The sequence below is a fragment of the Neorhizobium sp. NCHU2750 genome (assembly GCF_003597675.1).
In the GTDB taxonomy this organism is placed as follows: Bacteria; Pseudomonadota; Alphaproteobacteria; order Rhizobiales; family Rhizobiaceae; genus Neorhizobium.
Map to the genome: position 1 here is coordinate 3,407,501 of NZ_CP030827.1, position 16,188 is coordinate 3,423,688.

14 protein-coding genes are annotated in these 16,188 nt (G+C 60.7%); 4 read left to right on the top strand and 10 right to left on the bottom strand.

Going from position 1 to position 16,188, the window contains the following annotated elements; all coding sequences use genetic code 11:
- Positions 1 to 369: 369 nt before the first annotated feature.
- The gene (locus tag NCHU2750_RS16500; RefSeq protein WP_119941503.1) at positions 370 to 2,307 is read left to right on the top strand and encodes a peptidoglycan DD-metalloendopeptidase family protein; all 1,938 of its coding nucleotides are present in this window, start codon (positions 370 to 372) and stop codon (positions 2,305 to 2,307) included.
- Between the two features lie 96 nt (positions 2,308 to 2,403).
- On the opposite strand, the gene clpB is transcribed toward NCHU2750_RS16500, so the two are convergent.
- Entirely contained in the window at positions 2,404 to 5,004 is a 2,601-nt protein-coding gene (gene clpB / locus NCHU2750_RS16505; protein WP_119941504.1) for an ATP-dependent chaperone ClpB, read from the bottom strand.
- A 329-nt stretch (positions 5,005 to 5,333) separates the two neighbouring features.
- Between clpB and NCHU2750_RS16510 the strand changes: the two genes are divergently transcribed.
- Complete coding sequence (locus NCHU2750_RS16510) at positions 5,334 to 5,513, top strand: hypothetical protein (protein ID WP_119941505.1); 180 nt, start codon at positions 5,334 to 5,336, stop codon at positions 5,511 to 5,513.
- Positions 5,514 to 5,627: 114 nt separating this feature from the next.
- Here NCHU2750_RS16510 and NCHU2750_RS16515 read toward each other — a convergent pair whose 3' ends face one another.
- The 4 genes from NCHU2750_RS16515 to NCHU2750_RS16530 form a co-directional block, all read right to left on the bottom strand.
- On the bottom strand, positions 5,628 to 6,587 hold the full coding sequence (locus NCHU2750_RS16515) for a class 1 fructose-bisphosphatase (RefSeq protein WP_119941506.1): 960 nt from the start codon (positions 6,585 to 6,587) through the stop codon (positions 5,628 to 5,630).
- Positions 6,588 to 6,811: 224 nt separating this feature from the next.
- Positions 6,812 to 8,098 carry a CynX/NimT family MFS transporter gene (locus NCHU2750_RS16520; RefSeq protein ID WP_119941507.1) on the bottom strand — a complete coding sequence of 429 codons (1,287 nt, stop codon included), beginning with the start codon at positions 8,096 to 8,098 and terminating at the stop codon, positions 6,812 to 6,814.
- Positions 8,095 to 8,769 carry a FadR/GntR family transcriptional regulator gene (locus NCHU2750_RS16525; RefSeq protein ID WP_119941508.1) on the bottom strand — a complete coding sequence of 225 codons (675 nt, stop codon included), beginning with the start codon at positions 8,767 to 8,769 and terminating at the stop codon, positions 8,095 to 8,097. Before NCHU2750_RS16525 ends, NCHU2750_RS16520 begins: the two co-directional genes overlap by 4 nt.
- Before the next feature lie 135 nt (positions 8,770 to 8,904).
- Entirely contained in the window at positions 8,905 to 9,477 is a 573-nt protein-coding gene (locus NCHU2750_RS16530; RefSeq protein ID WP_119941509.1) for a peroxiredoxin, read from the bottom strand.
- Positions 9,478 to 9,644: 167 nt separating this feature from the next.
- Here NCHU2750_RS16530 and NCHU2750_RS16535 point away from each other — a divergent pair, with 167 nt between their 5' ends.
- The gene (locus NCHU2750_RS16535) at positions 9,645 to 10,184 is read left to right on the top strand and encodes an STM3941 family protein (protein ID WP_119941510.1); all 540 of its coding nucleotides are present in this window, start codon (positions 9,645 to 9,647) and stop codon (positions 10,182 to 10,184) included.
- Between the two features lie 94 nt (positions 10,185 to 10,278).
- Here the strand turns inward: NCHU2750_RS16535 and NCHU2750_RS16540 are convergent, their stop codons facing one another.
- Positions 10,279 to 11,274 carry a bifunctional helix-turn-helix transcriptional regulator/GNAT family N-acetyltransferase gene (locus tag NCHU2750_RS16540; protein ID WP_119941511.1) on the bottom strand — a complete coding sequence of 332 codons (996 nt, stop codon included), beginning with the start codon at positions 11,272 to 11,274 and terminating at the stop codon, positions 10,279 to 10,281.
- Positions 11,275 to 11,584: 310 nt separating this feature from the next.
- Between NCHU2750_RS16540 and NCHU2750_RS16545 the strand changes: the two genes are divergently transcribed.
- Positions 11,585 to 12,064, top strand: a complete 480-nt coding sequence (locus NCHU2750_RS16545) for a DUF2867 domain-containing protein (protein ID WP_119941512.1) — start codon at positions 11,585 to 11,587, stop codon at positions 12,062 to 12,064.
- 101 nt (positions 12,065 to 12,165) lie between these two features.
- Here the strand turns inward: NCHU2750_RS16545 and NCHU2750_RS16550 are convergent, their stop codons facing one another.
- The 4 genes from NCHU2750_RS16550 to prfA all read right to left on the bottom strand — a co-directional run bounded on the left by NCHU2750_RS16550 (position 12,166) and on the right by prfA (position 16,145).
- Entirely contained in the window at positions 12,166 to 12,693 is a 528-nt protein-coding gene (locus NCHU2750_RS16550; RefSeq protein ID WP_119941513.1) for an NADPH-dependent FMN reductase, read from the bottom strand.
- A 301-nt stretch (positions 12,694 to 12,994) separates the two neighbouring features.
- On the bottom strand, positions 12,995 to 13,873 hold the full coding sequence (locus NCHU2750_RS16555) for a DUF4167 domain-containing protein (protein WP_119941514.1): 879 nt from the start codon (positions 13,871 to 13,873) through the stop codon (positions 12,995 to 12,997).
- Between the two features lie 302 nt (positions 13,874 to 14,175).
- Positions 14,176 to 15,066: a peptide chain release factor N(5)-glutamine methyltransferase gene (prmC, locus tag NCHU2750_RS16560; protein ID WP_119941515.1), complete on the bottom strand. Its 891-nt coding sequence runs from the start codon at positions 15,064 to 15,066 to the stop codon at positions 14,176 to 14,178.
- Positions 15,063 to 16,145, bottom strand: a complete 1,083-nt coding sequence (prfA, locus tag NCHU2750_RS16565; protein ID WP_119941516.1) for a peptide chain release factor 1 — start codon at positions 16,143 to 16,145, stop codon at positions 15,063 to 15,065. Before prfA ends, prmC begins: the two co-directional genes overlap by 4 nt.
- Positions 16,146 to 16,188: the final 43 nt, after the last annotated feature.

Genomic DNA, 16,188 nt, shown 5'->3' on the forward strand with positions numbered 1-16,188 from the left:
CAATTTTCCCGGCCAAACGGCTGTCGAGATCGCGAGAATGGCACTGCGGATCGGCGACACCTGTGGGAAACACAGGGAGGAGACAGGCCTTGCCCCGACAAATTCACAATCTCATGCTTACCAACACGCCATCGTCCCTCCGCATCGCATGGCAGGGACAGGCATGCCTCGGTCAATGCTGGAGCCTTATAAGAGATGATAAGAACATCTCCTGTCGGGCTCCTCTTCAAGATACCCCTCTCGTTCCCGCCGGTCGTTTGACTCCGGCGAGCGAAAAGGGCACATCTCTTGCCCGAGCTGCCACAGAGAGAATGGCACCGGAAAAATGGCCTGAAATCGGCCAGATACGGGAAGTGGTACAGATTTGGCATGATGACGCCACGCAACATGATCCGGTCGCTAGGGAACGAGGCCCCCATCCTTGCGGATGGCCGTCGTGCTCCCGACCGTCGCGAGATTTCGCTGCGCTGGCTGTCCGGCACCTTCCTGACCGGTATCACCTCGTCCGTATTGATGGGCGTCGCCCTGTTTGCCGCCCTCGACGGTCGTCAGCAGCTGGCAATCCCTGCAGAAGCCTCCGCCTCGGTACCCGCCGATCACGACAATGAATCCGTCCAGCGCGGCAAGCGGCTGCTTGGCGGCAAGATCGTCGCCGTCCCCACCGATCGCAAGATCATGGAAGTCTCGACCGTCGTCCATGAGGGCAACAAGGAACTGGTGCGCCGGCGCCCCTTCGCCCACGTGAAGATGAACCTGGCGGCAGAACATGTCGCCCCGGAATCCTATCCGAAATTCGACCCCCTGGCGATCTTCGCCTCGAGCGAAGTGCCGCCTCCGCCGGCCAACCGTACCGGCCTGATCTACGGCTCAAATGTCGAATCCGAAGTCAGCCTGCAGACCATGCCCTTCCCGCTCAAGGGCACGACCTATGCCTATGCCGCGCCGATGACGCTCGAAGAGGTCGAGGAAAACGTCCGCTCCAACGGTTCCGTCCTCACCTCCGGCGATGCGCAGCTCTCCGCGCTCTATTACGTCGACCCGCAGCGCTTCTCGACACCCGACGATGTCGACCTGACGTCAGGACTGGCGGCGCGCGTGGTCGAGGAGAACATGTCGGTCTCCACCGCCGAGCAGATCACCCCGCATACGCGCGAATATGCCGACGACATCATTCCGGTGCGCAACCCGGCAACCATCGCCGATGCGATGAACCAGGTCGGCTATCCGGAAGGCAAGGCGAAGGAGATATCCGGTTATCTTGAGGCCCGTCTCGGCAGCGCCAATGTCCAGCCCGGCGATGTCATCCGCGTCGGCGTCATCCAGCAGGGTGACATGGCGCTGGTCGTCCGCGCCAGCGTGTATCGCAACGGGCAGCATCTGGCGACCGTCGGCCTTGACGACCACGGCCATTTCGTCGACAGCCGCGAACCGCCGATGCTCGACGCCGTGGCCACCGCATTCAGCGATCAACCGCCACAGGCCTTGGCGGGCCGGGATCTGCCGAGCGTCTATGACGGCATCTATCGCGCTGCCCTCTCCTACGGCATGAGCCCGGAAATGACCGCGCTTCTCATCAAGCTGCTCGCCAGCAATGTCGACCTTCAGGCTCAGCTGAAACCGACCGATACGATCGAGGCCTTCTTCTCCGTCACCGACGAGAAGGGCAAGGCGTCGAAAGATTCCGAACTTCTCTATGTCAACGCCCATTTCGGCGACACGAACACGCGCTTCTACCGGTTCCAGGACGCCGACGACGATAATTCCGTCGACTATTTCGACCAGGATGGCCGCAGTATCCGGCAGTTCTTGCTGCGCAGCCCGGTTCCGAATGCCCGCATGACCTCCGGTTTCGGTATGCGCAATCACCCGATCCTTGGCCGCGCGCTGATGCATACCGGCACCGACTGGGCCGCCCCGCGTGGCACACCGATCATCGCAACCGGCAATGGCGTGGTGGAAAAGGCCGGATGGGATAGCGGCGGTTACGGCAACCAGACGATCATCCGCCACGCAAACGGCTATGAATCCTCCTATAACCACCAGAGCGCCATCGCCAAGGGCATCGTTCCCGGCGCCAAAGTGACTCAGGGCCAGGTGATCGGCTATGTCGGCTCGACTGGCCAGTCGACCGGCGCCCACCTCCATTACGAGCTGATCGTCAACGGCACGCGGGTGGATTCGATGAAGGTCCGGCTTCCGGGCGGAAAATCCCTGGAAGGCAAGACGCTCGCCCGCTTCGAAGACGAGCGCAAGCGTATCGACGCCCTGCTCAACACACCGGCCTCGGACGAAGTCGCAAGCCGCTAACGTCTTGGAAGACATCGCCGCAAATACGAGGCGGATATGAAAATGGCGGCCCGAAGGCCGCCATCATTGTTTTCAGGGATTGAGCGATAAGCCGCATTACGCCGCTTCGCTCATGCTGCCCTTGATCCGGAACAGCAGCCGATCCGAGCCGGAGGTCACCTTGACGGTCGACGCATCCGGAATGTGACCGCCGAGGATCTGCTCGGCGAGCGGATCCTGAACGTATTTCTGGATCACCCGCTTCAGCGGACGTGCGCCATAGACCGGATCGTAGCCCTTTTCGGCCAGCCATTCGCGAGCATCGCCGTCGAGTTCGAGTTCGATCTTGCGATCGGCCAGAAGCTTCAGCAGGCGCTGTAGCTGGATATCGACGATCGCACCCATCTCGCTCCGCTTCAGGCGGTGGAACAGGATGATCTCATCGACGCGGTTCAAAAATTCCGGCCGGAACGACGCCCTCACCACGCTCATCACCTGTTCGCGAACACTGTCCGTATCCTCGTGTTCACCGAGATTGGTCAGATATTCGGCCCCGAGGTTCGAGGTCATGATGATGATCGTGTTCTTAAAGTCGACCGTGCGGCCCTGACCGTCCGTCAGACGCCCGTCATCGAGCACCTGCAGGAGAACGTTGAACACGTCCGGATGCGCCTTCTCGATCTCGTCGAACAGCACGACCTGATAGGGCTTGCGCCGGATCGCCTCCGTCAGTGCACCGCCTTCGTCATAACCGACATAGCCCGGAGGGGCACCGATCAGCCGCGAGACGGAATGCTTCTCCATGTATTCCGACATGTCGAGGCGAACCATCGCGGTCTCGTCGTCGAACAGGAACCGCGCCAGGGACTTGGTGAGCTCCGTCTTGCCGACGCCGGTGGGGCCCAAGAAGATGAACGAGCCGATCGGCCGGTTCGGATCCTGAAGGCCGGCACGCGAACGGCGAACCGCACGCGACACGGCCTGGACCGCATCGCCCTGTCCGACCACCGACTTCGCCAGCTCGTCTTCCATCCGCAAGAGCTTGTCGCGCTCGCCTTCCAGCATCTTGTCGACGGGAATGCCGGTCCAGCGCGAGACAACATGCGCGATCGCATCCGGATTGACGACTTCCTGCACCATGCTGTTAGACGAATTGTCCTGGGCTTCAGCCGTTGCAAGCTGCTTTTCCAGATCCGGAATGACGCCATAGGTCAATTCGCCGGCGCGCTGGAACTCGCCCTTGCGCTGGGCGGTGGCCAGTTCGTTGCGGGCATCGTCGAGCTGCTTCTTGAGGTCGGCGGCAAGACCGAGCTTCTGCTTTTCCGCCTGCCAGCGGGCCGTCAGCGCATCTGCCTCTTCTTCGAGAGAGGTGACTTCGCTTTCAAGCCGCAGCAGCCGGTCGGCAGATGCCGCATCGGTTTCCTTCTTCAGCGCTTCACGCTCGATCTTCAGCTGCATGATGCGGCGGTCGAGTTCGTCCAGTTCTTCCGGCTTCGAATCCACCTGCATGCGAAGACGCGAAGCGGCTTCGTCCATCAGGTCGATGGCCTTGTCCGGCAGGAATCTATCGGTGATGTAGCGGTTCGACAGCGTTGCCGCAGCCACAAGCGCCGAATCCGAGATCCGTACCTTGTGATGCTGCTCGTACTTTTCCTTCAACCCGCGCAAGATCGAGATCGTGTCCTCGACCGTCGGCTCGTCAACCATGACGGGCTGGAAACGACGAGCAAGAGCCGGATCCTTTTCCACATGCTTGCGGTATTCGTCGAGCGTGGTCGCGCCGACGCAATGCAGCTCGCCGCGGGCAAGCGCAGGCTTCAACAGGTTCGATGCATCCATCGCGCCATCCGACTTGCCGGCACCGACCAGCGTGTGCATCTCGTCGATGAACAGGATGATCTCGCCGTTTTCGGACTGCACTTCGTTGAGCACGCTCTTCAGCCGCTCCTCGAATTCGCCGCGATATTTCGCACCGGCAATCAGGGCACCCATGTCGAGCGCCATCAGCTTCTTGTCCTTGAGGCTTTCCGGCACATCGCCATTGACGATACGCAGAGCAAGACCTTCGGCGATCGCCGTCTTGCCGACGCCGGGTTCACCGATCAGGACCGGATTGTTCTTGGTACGGCGCGACAGAACCTGGATCGTGCGACGGATTTCGTCGTCGCGGCCGATCACCGGGTCGAGCTTGCCCTCGCGGGCATCGGCTGTCAGGTCGCGGGCATATTTCTTCAGCGCGTCAAAGCCCTGTTCGGCGTTTGCGCTGTCGGCCGTGCGGCCCTTGCGGATGTCGTTGATCACCTGGTTCAGGCCCTGCGCCGTAATGCCGGCCTTCTTCAGCGATGCCGAAGTCGATGCCGAGCTTTCGATCAGAAGCGCAAGCAGCAGCCGTTCGACGGTGACAAAACTGTCGCCGGCCTTCTTGGCGGCGTCTTCCGCTGTCGAAAACACCTTGGCAAGCGGCTGCGAAAGATAGATTTCGCCATTGCCGCCGGAAACCTTGGGCAGCTTGGCAAGGGCGGCGTCATTGGCGATCCGCGCTTCCTTGGCATTGCCACCGGCGCGTTCGATCAAGGATGAGGCCATGCCCTGGTCGTCATCGAGAAGCACTTTCAGCACATGTTCGGGCGCAAACTGCTGATGCCCGTCGGAAAGCGCCTGGGTCTGTGCCGACTGCAGGAAACCGCGCACCCGCTCGGAGTATTTTTCGATATTCATTCCATACCTCCTGTGATCGCCCTGCCCTTAAAGAAGGCACAGACCGACGATTGAGATTGAGCTCCCTTCGTGAGGCAAGCCCCGCCGGATCACCGGCTCCGATCAAGATATGGGAGTATCATCTTCGGTTTTAAAGAAGCATGTTCAAGCTTTTGCGGCCTGCCGAAAGCGCCGGTCTCCGCACTTTCGAATCGAAATTTAATCAGCAAAATGTGATGGCAAGATCAGAAAGACGTGAGCGCCATTTTGTCGCAGGGGGAGTATACCTACATATGTTGTGAAGCCGGTTGGGGCCTGGCTTCGAAAGACTGTCAACAAGGTAAATCAAAATGTCTGAAGACAAGACCTCCCAGCTTATCAGCATGTTCAAGAACCTGATCAAAGACCACGGCCTGCCGCAGGGCGTCGCCGATATCCGCGATCCCGACTTCCAGGCACTGGCCGAAGCCCATATCGACGAGTTCCATGAAGCTCGTGACGAATGCGAAAGCGACCGTACACTGTTTTGATTGAAGCACTGCCTGCCAGAGATTTAACCTGGCAGGCCATGTGGTCGGGCTATCGCGCCGGCCTGTCGAACGGGTAGGGAACCTCGCCCGGTATCGACAAAGGGAACCCCGCCCTTAGGCAGGTTCCGCCACCTTCTCCGCATTGTATTCGGCACTGATCTTGGCAATCTCGTTCTTCGAGCCGAAAATCACCGGCACGCGCTGATGCAGTCCGGTCGGCACGATGTCGAGGATCGTCGACTTGCCGATGATGGCCGCGCCACCAGCCTGCTCCACCAGAAAACCGATCGGATTTGCCTCGTAAAGCAGGCGCAGGCGCCCCCCGGCCGCAGGCTTGTTGCGATCCGCCGGATAGAGGAACACACCGCCGCGGTTGAAGATGCGGTGCGTATCGGCAACCATAGAACCGACCCAGCGCATATTATGGCCTGTATCGATGGCGTTTTCGACATAGGCCGAAACCACGTCGTCCCAGGAGGAACGCCGCGCCGCATTGATGGCAAATTCCTTGGCATCCGGCACGATCTTGGCGTCCGCATTGGTCATCACATAGACGCCGTCATCGTTGAGCGTGAAGATCTGCACGCCCGCGCCGATGGTGATGACAAGGCTCGTCTGCGGCCCGTAAGCCGCATAGGCGGCAACCATCTGGCCGCGACCGCTCTTCAGGATATCGGCAGGCGTCTTAGCTTCGATCACCGAGAAAATGGTGCCGACGGTGACATTGACATCGAGATTGGACGAACCGTCGAGCGGATCGAAGATCACCGCATATTTGCCGTCGGCATGAATGGCGACCTCGGTGTCGAGCTCCTCGGAAACGGCAAACGAAACCGCCGGCGATTTGCGGCAGGCCTCGAGCAGGATCTCGTTCGAAAGGATATCGAGCGGCTTCTGCGTTTCGCCCTGGACATTGGTATTTTCGGTGGCGCCCGTCAGCCCGTCCAGCGCCGATGTCCTGAGCTTGTCCGAAATCTGCCGTGTGGCCTCCGCGATATTGCCGAGCACGGTGACGAGATCATCGTCCAGCACGGTACCTTTGCGGCCTTCGAGATAGGTTTCGAACGTCGTCATCACATCACTCCCTGCAGGATAGGCGGAAAATGCGGCTCGGGCCGCCAGGAAACCTATCTAGAGCGGATTTTTGTGTAAGCGCAATGAATTTCCGCACTGCGGTAAGCATCTATAATCGTTTGAAAATCTCTTTGTCCGGGCAAGCCGCTCAAATGAGGAGATTCAATCGTTTGAGAACTGGCGTGTTCGCCCTTGCCGCCGCCTGCGGCAAGGACGGTCGCCAATCAGATGCCGACCGTCCGCGTTGCCACATGTTCCGCCTTGCCTGCCAGCCAGCCATTGATGGCGGCACCGAGGCCCAGCAGGATAAAGACGATTGCCGTCGAGCCGAAGCCCCCCGTCCAGCCATGGATGATGCCCACCACAAGCGGGCCGATTGCGGCCAGCAGATAGCCGACGCATTGCGCCATGCCGGAAAGATGCGCCGCGACATGCGGATCGGGAGAACGCAGGACGATGACGGTCATGGCAACCGCAATCAGCCCGCCCTGCCCCACACCTTGCAATACCGCCCAGAACCAGACGGACCACAGCGGCGCGAACAGGAGCCCGAGCAGGGCAATCATGGCAATGGTGCAGAGCACCACATTGATGATCCGCTGATCGCGACCGCGCACGGCCAGATGCGGCGCGACAAGACACGATCCCGCCTGCACCATGACCGAGACGGACACGATCGCGCCGGCCGTCACCCCATCGATGCCCCTTTCACGCAGGATCGGAGCGAGCCAACCGAAGACGCAATAGGCGAGTGCGGACTGAAGACCCATGAACAGCGTCACATGCCACGCAAGGCGGTCGCGCCACAGGCCGATGACACGAAATCCGGTGCGCCGCGCCGTCTTCGGCATGCTGAGCACCTGCGGCAGGAAGATCAACCCGACGACAAGCGCCGGCACGGCCCAGGCGGCGAGCGCCATGCCATAGGATCCCGACATCAGCGTTTCCAGCGGAAGCGTGAAGCCGGCGGCACAGGCGGCACCGGCGCAAAGCGCCATCGTGTAGCATCCCGTCATCAACGCCGCCCTGTCGGCAAAGTCTCTTTTGACGAGACCGGGCAGAAGAACATTGCCGACGGCGATGCAGGCCCCGGCAAGTGCGGTGCCGACAAACAGCAGCGGCACGGAGGCAAGTCCCCGCATCGCCGTGCCGAGCGCCAGCAGAGCGATGACGCCAAGCAGAGTCCGCTCCGCCCCGAACCTCTGGGCAAGACGCGGCGCCAGGGGCGAGAACGCACCGAGGCAGACGACGGGCAGCGTCGTCAGCAGGCTGGCGCCGAACGAGCCGAGGCCAAGGCCAGTCCGGATTTCCGGCAGGAGCGCCGATGCGCTGGAAAAGAGCGGACGAAGATTGAAGGCGATCAGCACGAGGCTGACGGCCAGCAGCAACCGGCCACGTGTCGTCGCCAGTTGAGGCGGTGCCGGCGGAGGCAGGCTATCGGCCTCTGCATCGATCAGTTGCCGGCCGTCGTCGATGACGGCGGCGTCGTCCGTCTGTTCAATTGCTGTCATTGGGGCATGTCCTTCAACGCGGCGAGAACCGGCGCCATGAAACGCCGGACCGCCGCATCGGCCGCTTCGGGGCGGCCGGTTTCAATGGCATCGATGATATCCGCATGGGCCTGCATGTCGGGCTCCGGCACATCGCGATCGATGGTGGCTTCGATTGTTTCACTGATCGAGGCGGAGAAGAAATCGTAGATCTCCACCATGGCCCGATTTCCGCTGGCTGCGATCACGGCGCGATGAAAGGCAAGATCGCGGGAAACGAAGGCCTCCCTGTTGCCACCGTCGAAATTGCCGCGCTCGGCCAGCAGCCGGCGCAGATCGGTGATGATGATCGGCGTTTGCCTGAGCGAGGCAAGACGCGCCGCTTCGACATCGAGCGCGCAGCGCGCCTGGAACTGGTCGCGCAGGCTTGCCCGCCGCGCTGCCGAGAGCAACGGCGCAGTGTCGGTGCGCGACAGGACATAGGTGCCCGAGCCCTGGCGCGCCTCGACGAAACCCTGCGCGGCCAGCACCCGCACGGCCTCCCGCACGGTCCCCTTGCTGATCGACAGCATGGTGGAAAGCGCCGTCTCGTTCGGCAACTTGGCACCCACGGCCCAGCGCCCATCGACGATCTCGCGCCGTATCGCGGCAACCGCCTCGTCGGCCAGACTGGTCTTGCTCAGGTTCATCATCGACATAATCACAAAGTCATTGGATGACTTTGTGATTATGTCGGCAATTGCCTATTGTCAATATTCCTGCCGCGGCAAGCTTAAGACCGGAACAGAGAGACGTAAGTGCCGTGAACTCCACCCGCCGGCAAATGGTCAGCCGGTGGAAAGACCCGCCTTCCCGGCCCGAAGCCATTCGATCACGGCTTGCGCATTCTGCTGCGGCGGAAAGACCGGATAGAAGACATGCCTGATCCGGCCAGCCTCGATGATCATGGTCAGGCGCTTCATAAGCACCAGCCCGCCAGCCTCGAAAGTCGGCAGGCGCAGAGCCGAGGTAAAATGCAGAAGATGGTCGGAAAGCAGCGGAAACGGCAGATGCAGCCGCTCGACCGCCTCCATCTGATACTCCGTCGTCTGGGTGGAAAGACCGAAGACCCGATCGACGCCGAGCTCTCTCAACTCGGCAAAATGATCGCGGAAGGCGCAGGATTGCGGTGTGCAGCCTCGCGCCCCCGGTATCTCGTCCCATCCGGCAAGCGCCTTCCCATCAGCCGGGCTGGTGCGCGGATAGGCATAGACGACCGCGAGTCCGCCATCACGCAGATCGACCATGGTTCCATCCGTGGCCCGCAACACCACATCCGGCAGTGCCATGCCGGCAAGATGCAAGGCCGCACCATCGTCTTCCGGCATTTCGGCAACCATCCCGGTCTTGTCTCCGCTCATATGCTTCCGCCAAATTCTAGGTCTGCCCAAATCGCGAAGTTACAGGATTCTTCCTGTGTTTGAAGCCGTTGGCACCGGAACACCCATGCCGGCTTCCGCCCTTCACCCGTTGCGGACACGCGCCATCAGGCATAGCTACAATGATCTCAGCAGGAAATATCAGAGCGATGGATCTCTACAAGAATACACTCAATATCGCGCAGGATACGAAGAAGATGGCACTCTGGGCGCTGGCGGGTGCCATTGTCTCCCTGCTTTGCGCAGCCTCCGGCCTGCATCTCATCAAGGGTGCCGCCGCAGGCTGCTTCGATGAATTTCTGCTCGACTGCGGCGCGCTTTTCTTTGGCGGCTGCACCATCGCGCTGATCTACCGGCTGTACAGCATGGGGGGAGCCAAGCCAGTCGTCACGCTTGGCCCGGAGGGGTTTTGCGATGTGAGGATTGCGTCAGGCACCATCCCCTGGGCGGCCATTCAGGGCATCTCCACTGCACAGATACGTCGGCAGAAATTTGTCGTGCTGACGATCGATCCGGCCATCGAGGCAGGTCTCGGCCTGACCGCGATGACGCGGTGGACGCGCAACGCCAATCGCAGTCTGGGAATAGACGGGCTTTGCGTCGCAACTCAGGGCTTGAAGATTGGGCACAAGCAATTGCTGGACAAGCTTGAGGGATACATGGCCGCTCGGGCGAACGAAGCCAGATAGGTCGCCGGAAATAAACCCCGGAAACCCTCGTCGATTACGCAGGCAATCGGTCCGCGCGCGGAAAAAGAGCCGCACGCCACCTCGCGCCTCAAGTCTACAGCGCTTTCGTCAGCACCTCGAATTGCAGGCCCGGCTTTGTCGGGGTGCCGAAGCGTGTGTCGCCGTACGGAAAGGGTTCCGTAATCCCTGTCCGCTGATAGCCTCGCCGTTCATACCAGGCAAGCAGCGCATCGCGCACGTCAATGACCGTCATCTTGACCGAGCGACCGCCATGCAGGCGAATATAGGCTTCCGCCGAGGACAGCAGGCGACGCCCCAAACCTGCATTCTGCATGTCCGGGTCGACCGCCAGCGAACCGAGATACCAGACATCGTTGCCGCTTGGCTCGAGCCAGACACAGCCCTTCACCTTGCCCTCGGGCTTGAACACCATCAGCCGCGCATCCGGCTTGTCGGCCACGTCCTGTGCCAATGTTTCCTCGCTGATCCGGTCGCCGTCGATGAGGCCGACCTCGGTCGTCCAGGCAGACTGTGAACTGTTGTCGCGATACGCCTGGTTCAACAGCGTGACGACGTGCGGCAGGTCTTCATCCCTTGCCTGTTCTATTTCGAGCATAGTGTGATCCTCCGCTCGGTTGCTGAGAGAGCGGTCGGAAAGCCGTCTCTCGATAATATCGATCTGTCTTGAAAAATCGCCGGAAAGACCGGCAGTCAGCTCGCGCACTACGTTGTCGATCAGGGGCAGGATCGCCTGCTGTCCGCGCTCGACCGCCGTTCTACCGGCAGCCGTGATGATCACGATGGACTGCCGCTTGTCCGACACGCCCTTGGAGATCTGTACCAGTCCCGCCTTCACCAGCTTGGCCACGCTCTTCGTCATCGCCGGCTGACTGACCTTCATGGCAAGCGCCAGGTCACCCACCGTGCGGCCGTCCGGCCCGACCAGCAGGAACAGGACCGGATAGAGCCCGGAAGGCACGGATACGCCGTTATGCCTGGCAAGCGCACTCGCATCGGCCAGCATCTCTTCAGCCAGCCGTTTCAGGCGACTGCCCAGGAAGGCGTTGGGGTATTGCGCCAGGACATCCATAAGTAAAACCTTTTATATAACCGGTTATATAGATAGAGATGCACTTATCAAATATCAACCCAATTCATGACTACCTATCACAAATAATGTTGATCATGCCTTGGGATCGGACGCCCGGCGCGCCGCAAAACCCGAATGAGACAGGCAACCGGCTACGCTACGATCCATAAAGATCAGTCATTCATGTCGGAGTTCTTGCATCCCATCGCGGCCCCCTTAGGATGCCGCCATCGGCACCGGCTGATCATGCCCCGCAAGACACAGCCGGACTTCAAGACCGGGCGCTCTGCGCCGCATCGGACAGACGAGAATGCACCCCAAACCCGCCATCGTCGCAGATCGATCCGCCCTGGATTATTACGACAGCCAGACCATCGACGTCCCCCGCGCCATCACTGCACTTGAAGCCTGGACGATGATAACCGAACAGACGGGACCGCTGATGCGCCTTGCATTCAAGGCCCGCGACGCGATCTCCGCGCCTTTCGGCGTAAGGCGCATCGGTGGCTTCGCGCAGCCGCGGCGAGACGAGGTCAAAGTCGGCGATCATCTCGACTTCTTTCTCGTCGAGGATATCGGCTCCGATATCCTCGTACTCACGGCCAGAGACCGCCATCTCGACGTGATGACCTGCGTGACCACCGGCGCAGGCAGCGTATCGATCACCGCATCCGTCATCACCAAGAATCGTTTCGGCAGGCTCTACATGCTTCCCGTCGGCCTCGCTCACCGGCAAATCGTGCGCAACTCGCTTAAACGGTTGAGGAAGACGATCGGCAGCAAGCAGTGACAATATCCCGGATGTCATCCTCAGGGAGCGCTTGGCATACAAGATCCACCAGCCATTGCCATTCAACCGCGGAAACCAGATGCAAGTCGTTCAAGCCAACTCTATTGGCCACAGCGGATGGCAAAACGTTCAAGGAACCGGAGAATTGCTTGCCGGTTTTCCGCTTCTTGCAGATAGCGGTGGATCTCCTCGCCGGATTTGTTCATCAACTCGAAACGCAGGAATATATCTGGAAAAAATCGGTCACTGATCGTCGACAGTACTCCCCTGAGTTGGTTCAGCGCGTCGTCCCCACGATGCGAGGCATGCATCAGCACAATTGGCTTGCCGATGATCTCGGGACGGGAAACGAGCCAGTCGATGGCGTTCTTCATCCCGCCCGCAATGGATCGGACATATTCCGGGCTAGATATGATCAGCCCATCCGAGTGCTGGATGGAAGACATGAAATGCCGGAGAATCTGAGGCAGGGGTGCCTCCTCCAGATCCGGTGAAAAGATCGGAAAATGACCAATGGCGTCGAAGACGTCCATGTCATGCAGGGGCCGCGCAGCCGATGCGACCCCGGCCAACATCGCCGTATTGGTGGATGCCCGCCGGGTGCTGCCGGATAATGCCAAGAACTTCATCACGACGATCTACAGCATTGCCCGGAAAATCGAAATCGGTTTTCGGAAAGCATGGCGCTGAGGCTCGGAGGGCACGCAAGGGTATCACCAATTTGCCCCATGACACTCTCTCGGAGCACGGAATTGCAACGAAGGCGGCCGGCGGCAGGACCCGCCACGGCGCGTTGATCACGATCCGGATCACTTCCCGCAAATCGCGCCTCCCGAAACGTCAATGCTCGAATGACGATCCCGCCAAAACATAAAAAAACTCCGGCCAATGGCCGGAGTTTTTGCAATGTGCTTGGCGTTGGTCGTAGCCTTATTCGCCGGCGGCGACGTCTGCCATTTCCGTTGCGGGCTCTTCACCCTCGGCGGCTTCGGCGCTCTTGCGCGGCTGACGGCGAGGACGGGTTGCGGCAGCACGGCGGCGGCGCGGGGCGGCCTCCGTCTGGGCTTCTTCCTCGACCACGACCTCGGCAGGCGTGCCTTCGATCACCGGCTGCGGACCGGAGCCATCCTCGATGACAGGAGCCGAAATCTCGGCAGCTTCCGTCACCTGCGGCGCGACCGGAGCCTTAGGCTCGGCGGAACGCTCGGCGCGCTCGCCACGGTCGGGACGATCCTGGCGACGCTCGCGGCGCTCGTTGCGATCCCGGCGGTTTTCGCGCGGCTGCTGCTCCTGGCCACCCTGGGCCTGGTTGTTCTGGCCCTGACCATTCTGACCTTGCGGGTTCTGGCCCTGAGCGTTCTGCTCGCGGGGTTCACGCTGCTCACGCTGTTCGCGACGCTGCTGCGGTTCATCGATCATCGGCTGCGGTGCGTAGCCCAGATCGTCGCCATCACCACCGTCGAGGTCGTCCTGATCGATCGAATTGCCGTCACGTTCCTGATGCTGGAAGCGATCCTGCATCTGGGCCTGGGCTGCTGCGATGATGCGGTTGTAATGTTCGGCGTGCTGCAGATAGTTTTCCGCCATGACGCGGTCACCTGAACTCTGCGCATCGCGGGCAAGAGCCGAATATTTTTCTGCAATATGCTGGGCAGTCCCGCGGATTTTTACATCCGGTCCGGAGCTGTCATACGTCCGGCTGAGCGGGTTTCCGCCCTTGCGCTGGAAGTTGTTGTTACCACCACCGCCGCCGCCGTTATTGTTGCTACCACGCCCTCGACCACGCTTGTTCTGCTGTCCTGGCCTCATTTATCGTTCACCAACTCTCTGTCTTCGCTGATAAGGGGCCACGCGGCTCGCCGGTCAAAGCCGGAACAAGACTTCGCGTGTTACGCACAGGTCGACCAAGGCGGCCTGCCGCTTTCAAAGTCAAATTACCTGATTCACGCACCGGGAATGCCCAACCTTATCGGCCCCTCGAAAAGGACAGAATTAAGGGTTGACCCGTAACCCGAACGAATCGCTGTTCATTCCCAGCTGCCCCGATGCGTAGCCGCAAGCTATCCCGCTTCCTTTGCGATTCCAAGCTTTTTCTTTTGCTTTGCAACATCTCACGGCACATCAAATGCAGGCCTGGTAAATATCAGGGCGCGATCGTTTCCGCCGTAATCACGCTGAGCCTCCACAAGCTCGAAGCCCGCATCGGCAAACAGCGCAGTCACGGTAACCTTCTGGTCGAAGCCGATCTCCACTCCGACATATCCGCCGGTTTCGAGAAACTCCGACACCCGGCCGGCGATTTCGCGATAGGCGTCCAGTCCGTCGACCCCACCATCCAATGCGGCGAGAGGGTCGAAACAGCGGACTTCCGGTTCCAGTTCGGGAATGACATCACTGCGTATATAGGGCGGATTTGACACGATTATGTCGAAACGCCCTTCAATTTTGTCAAACCAGTGGCTGGAAACCGCCTGGAAGCGCTCCGAAAGCCCAAGCCGCGCAGCATTTTCCCGCGCCGTGCGAAGTGCATCCTCGGAAATATCGCTGGCCACACCGGTCGCATCGGGCAATGCATCGAGCAGTGCCAGAATGATCGCGCCGGTTCCGGTACCAAGGTCGAGTATGCGCAGATCTCGTCTTTCAAGCATCCGCGCGTGGGTAATCAGGGTCTCGACCAGAACTTCCGTATCGGGCCTTGGTTCCAGCGTCTCCTTCGAGAGCAGCAGATCCAGCCCGTGGAATTCCCTTTTTCCTAATATGCGGTGCACCGGCTCGTGTTTCAAGCGGCGGGCGGCGGCCTTTTCGATCTCCGCGATCTCGCCATCGCTAAGAACCCGGTCGCCGCCGACGAAGACTTGCGTACTCGAAAGATCGAGCAGACCGCCGATCAGGATGCGCGCCTCCATCGCCGCATCGGTAAAACCGGCCTTGGAAAGCCGCGCCCGCAGATTGGCAACCGCCGCACCCAGCGTGGCCGGGCTCTTCGTTGCCTCGGGCGTCATCCCTGTTGCTCGCCGAGCTGCGCCAGCTGACCCGCCTGATAATCGGCGATCAGCGCATCGACCACTTCGTCGATTTCGCCCACCATCATCCGGTCGAGCTTGTAGAGCGTCAGGTTGATGCGGTGGTCGGTGACACGCCCCTGCGGGAAATTATAGGTGCGGATGCGCTCCGACCGGTCGCCGGAGCCGACCTGGCTCTTGCGGTCCGCCGAACGCTCGCTGTCGGCCTTCTGCCGCTCCATGTCATAGAGCCTGGAGCGCAGCACCTGCATCGCCTTGGCGCGGTTCTGGTGCTGTGATTTTTCCGAACTGGTGACGATCAGCCCGGTCGGTAAATGGGTGATGCGCACCGCCGAGTCGGTCGTGTTGACGTGCTGGCCGCCGGCGCCCGACGATCGCATCGTATCGATGCGGATGTCTTCCGGGCGGATCTCGATATCGATCTCTTCCGCTTCGGGCAGCACCGCGACGGTGGCAGCCGACGTGTGTATGCGCCCCTGCGTCTCGGTATCGGGCACGCGCTGTACCCGGTGCACCCCGCTTTCGAATTTCAGCTTGGAAAACACCCCGCGGCCGGAAACCGTGGCGATGATTTCGCGGTAGCCGCCGGCCTCGCCCTCGCTGGCCGACAGCACCTCGACCTTCCAGCCATGCGCGCTGGCATAGCGCTCATACATGCGAAACAGGTCGCCGGCGAAAAGAGCTGCCTCATTGCCGCCTGTACCGGCGCGGATTTCCAGGATCGCGCTCTTCTCGTCGGCGGCGTCCTTCGGCAGGAGCAGGATCTGCATGTCCTTTTCCAGCCCCTCGATCCGCTCTTCCGCATCGGGCAGCTCCATTTCGGCAAGCTCGCGCATCTCGCGGTCGGTGCCCTTGTCGGACAGCATCGCCCTCAGATCCGCCACTTCCGCGACGGTCTTTTCATATTCGCGGATCTTGCCGACCACCGGCTGCAGTTCGGAATATTCCGATGCCAGCTTCACATAGACGTCGGCCGCCGGACCTTCCGACATGCGCGCCTCGATCTCGCCGAAGCGGCGTTCCAGCTCGCGCATCTTTTCGACAGGAAGCTTCGCCACCCAGTTACTCCATGTTTTTTTCTGCTTGCTAGAGCATTGGCGC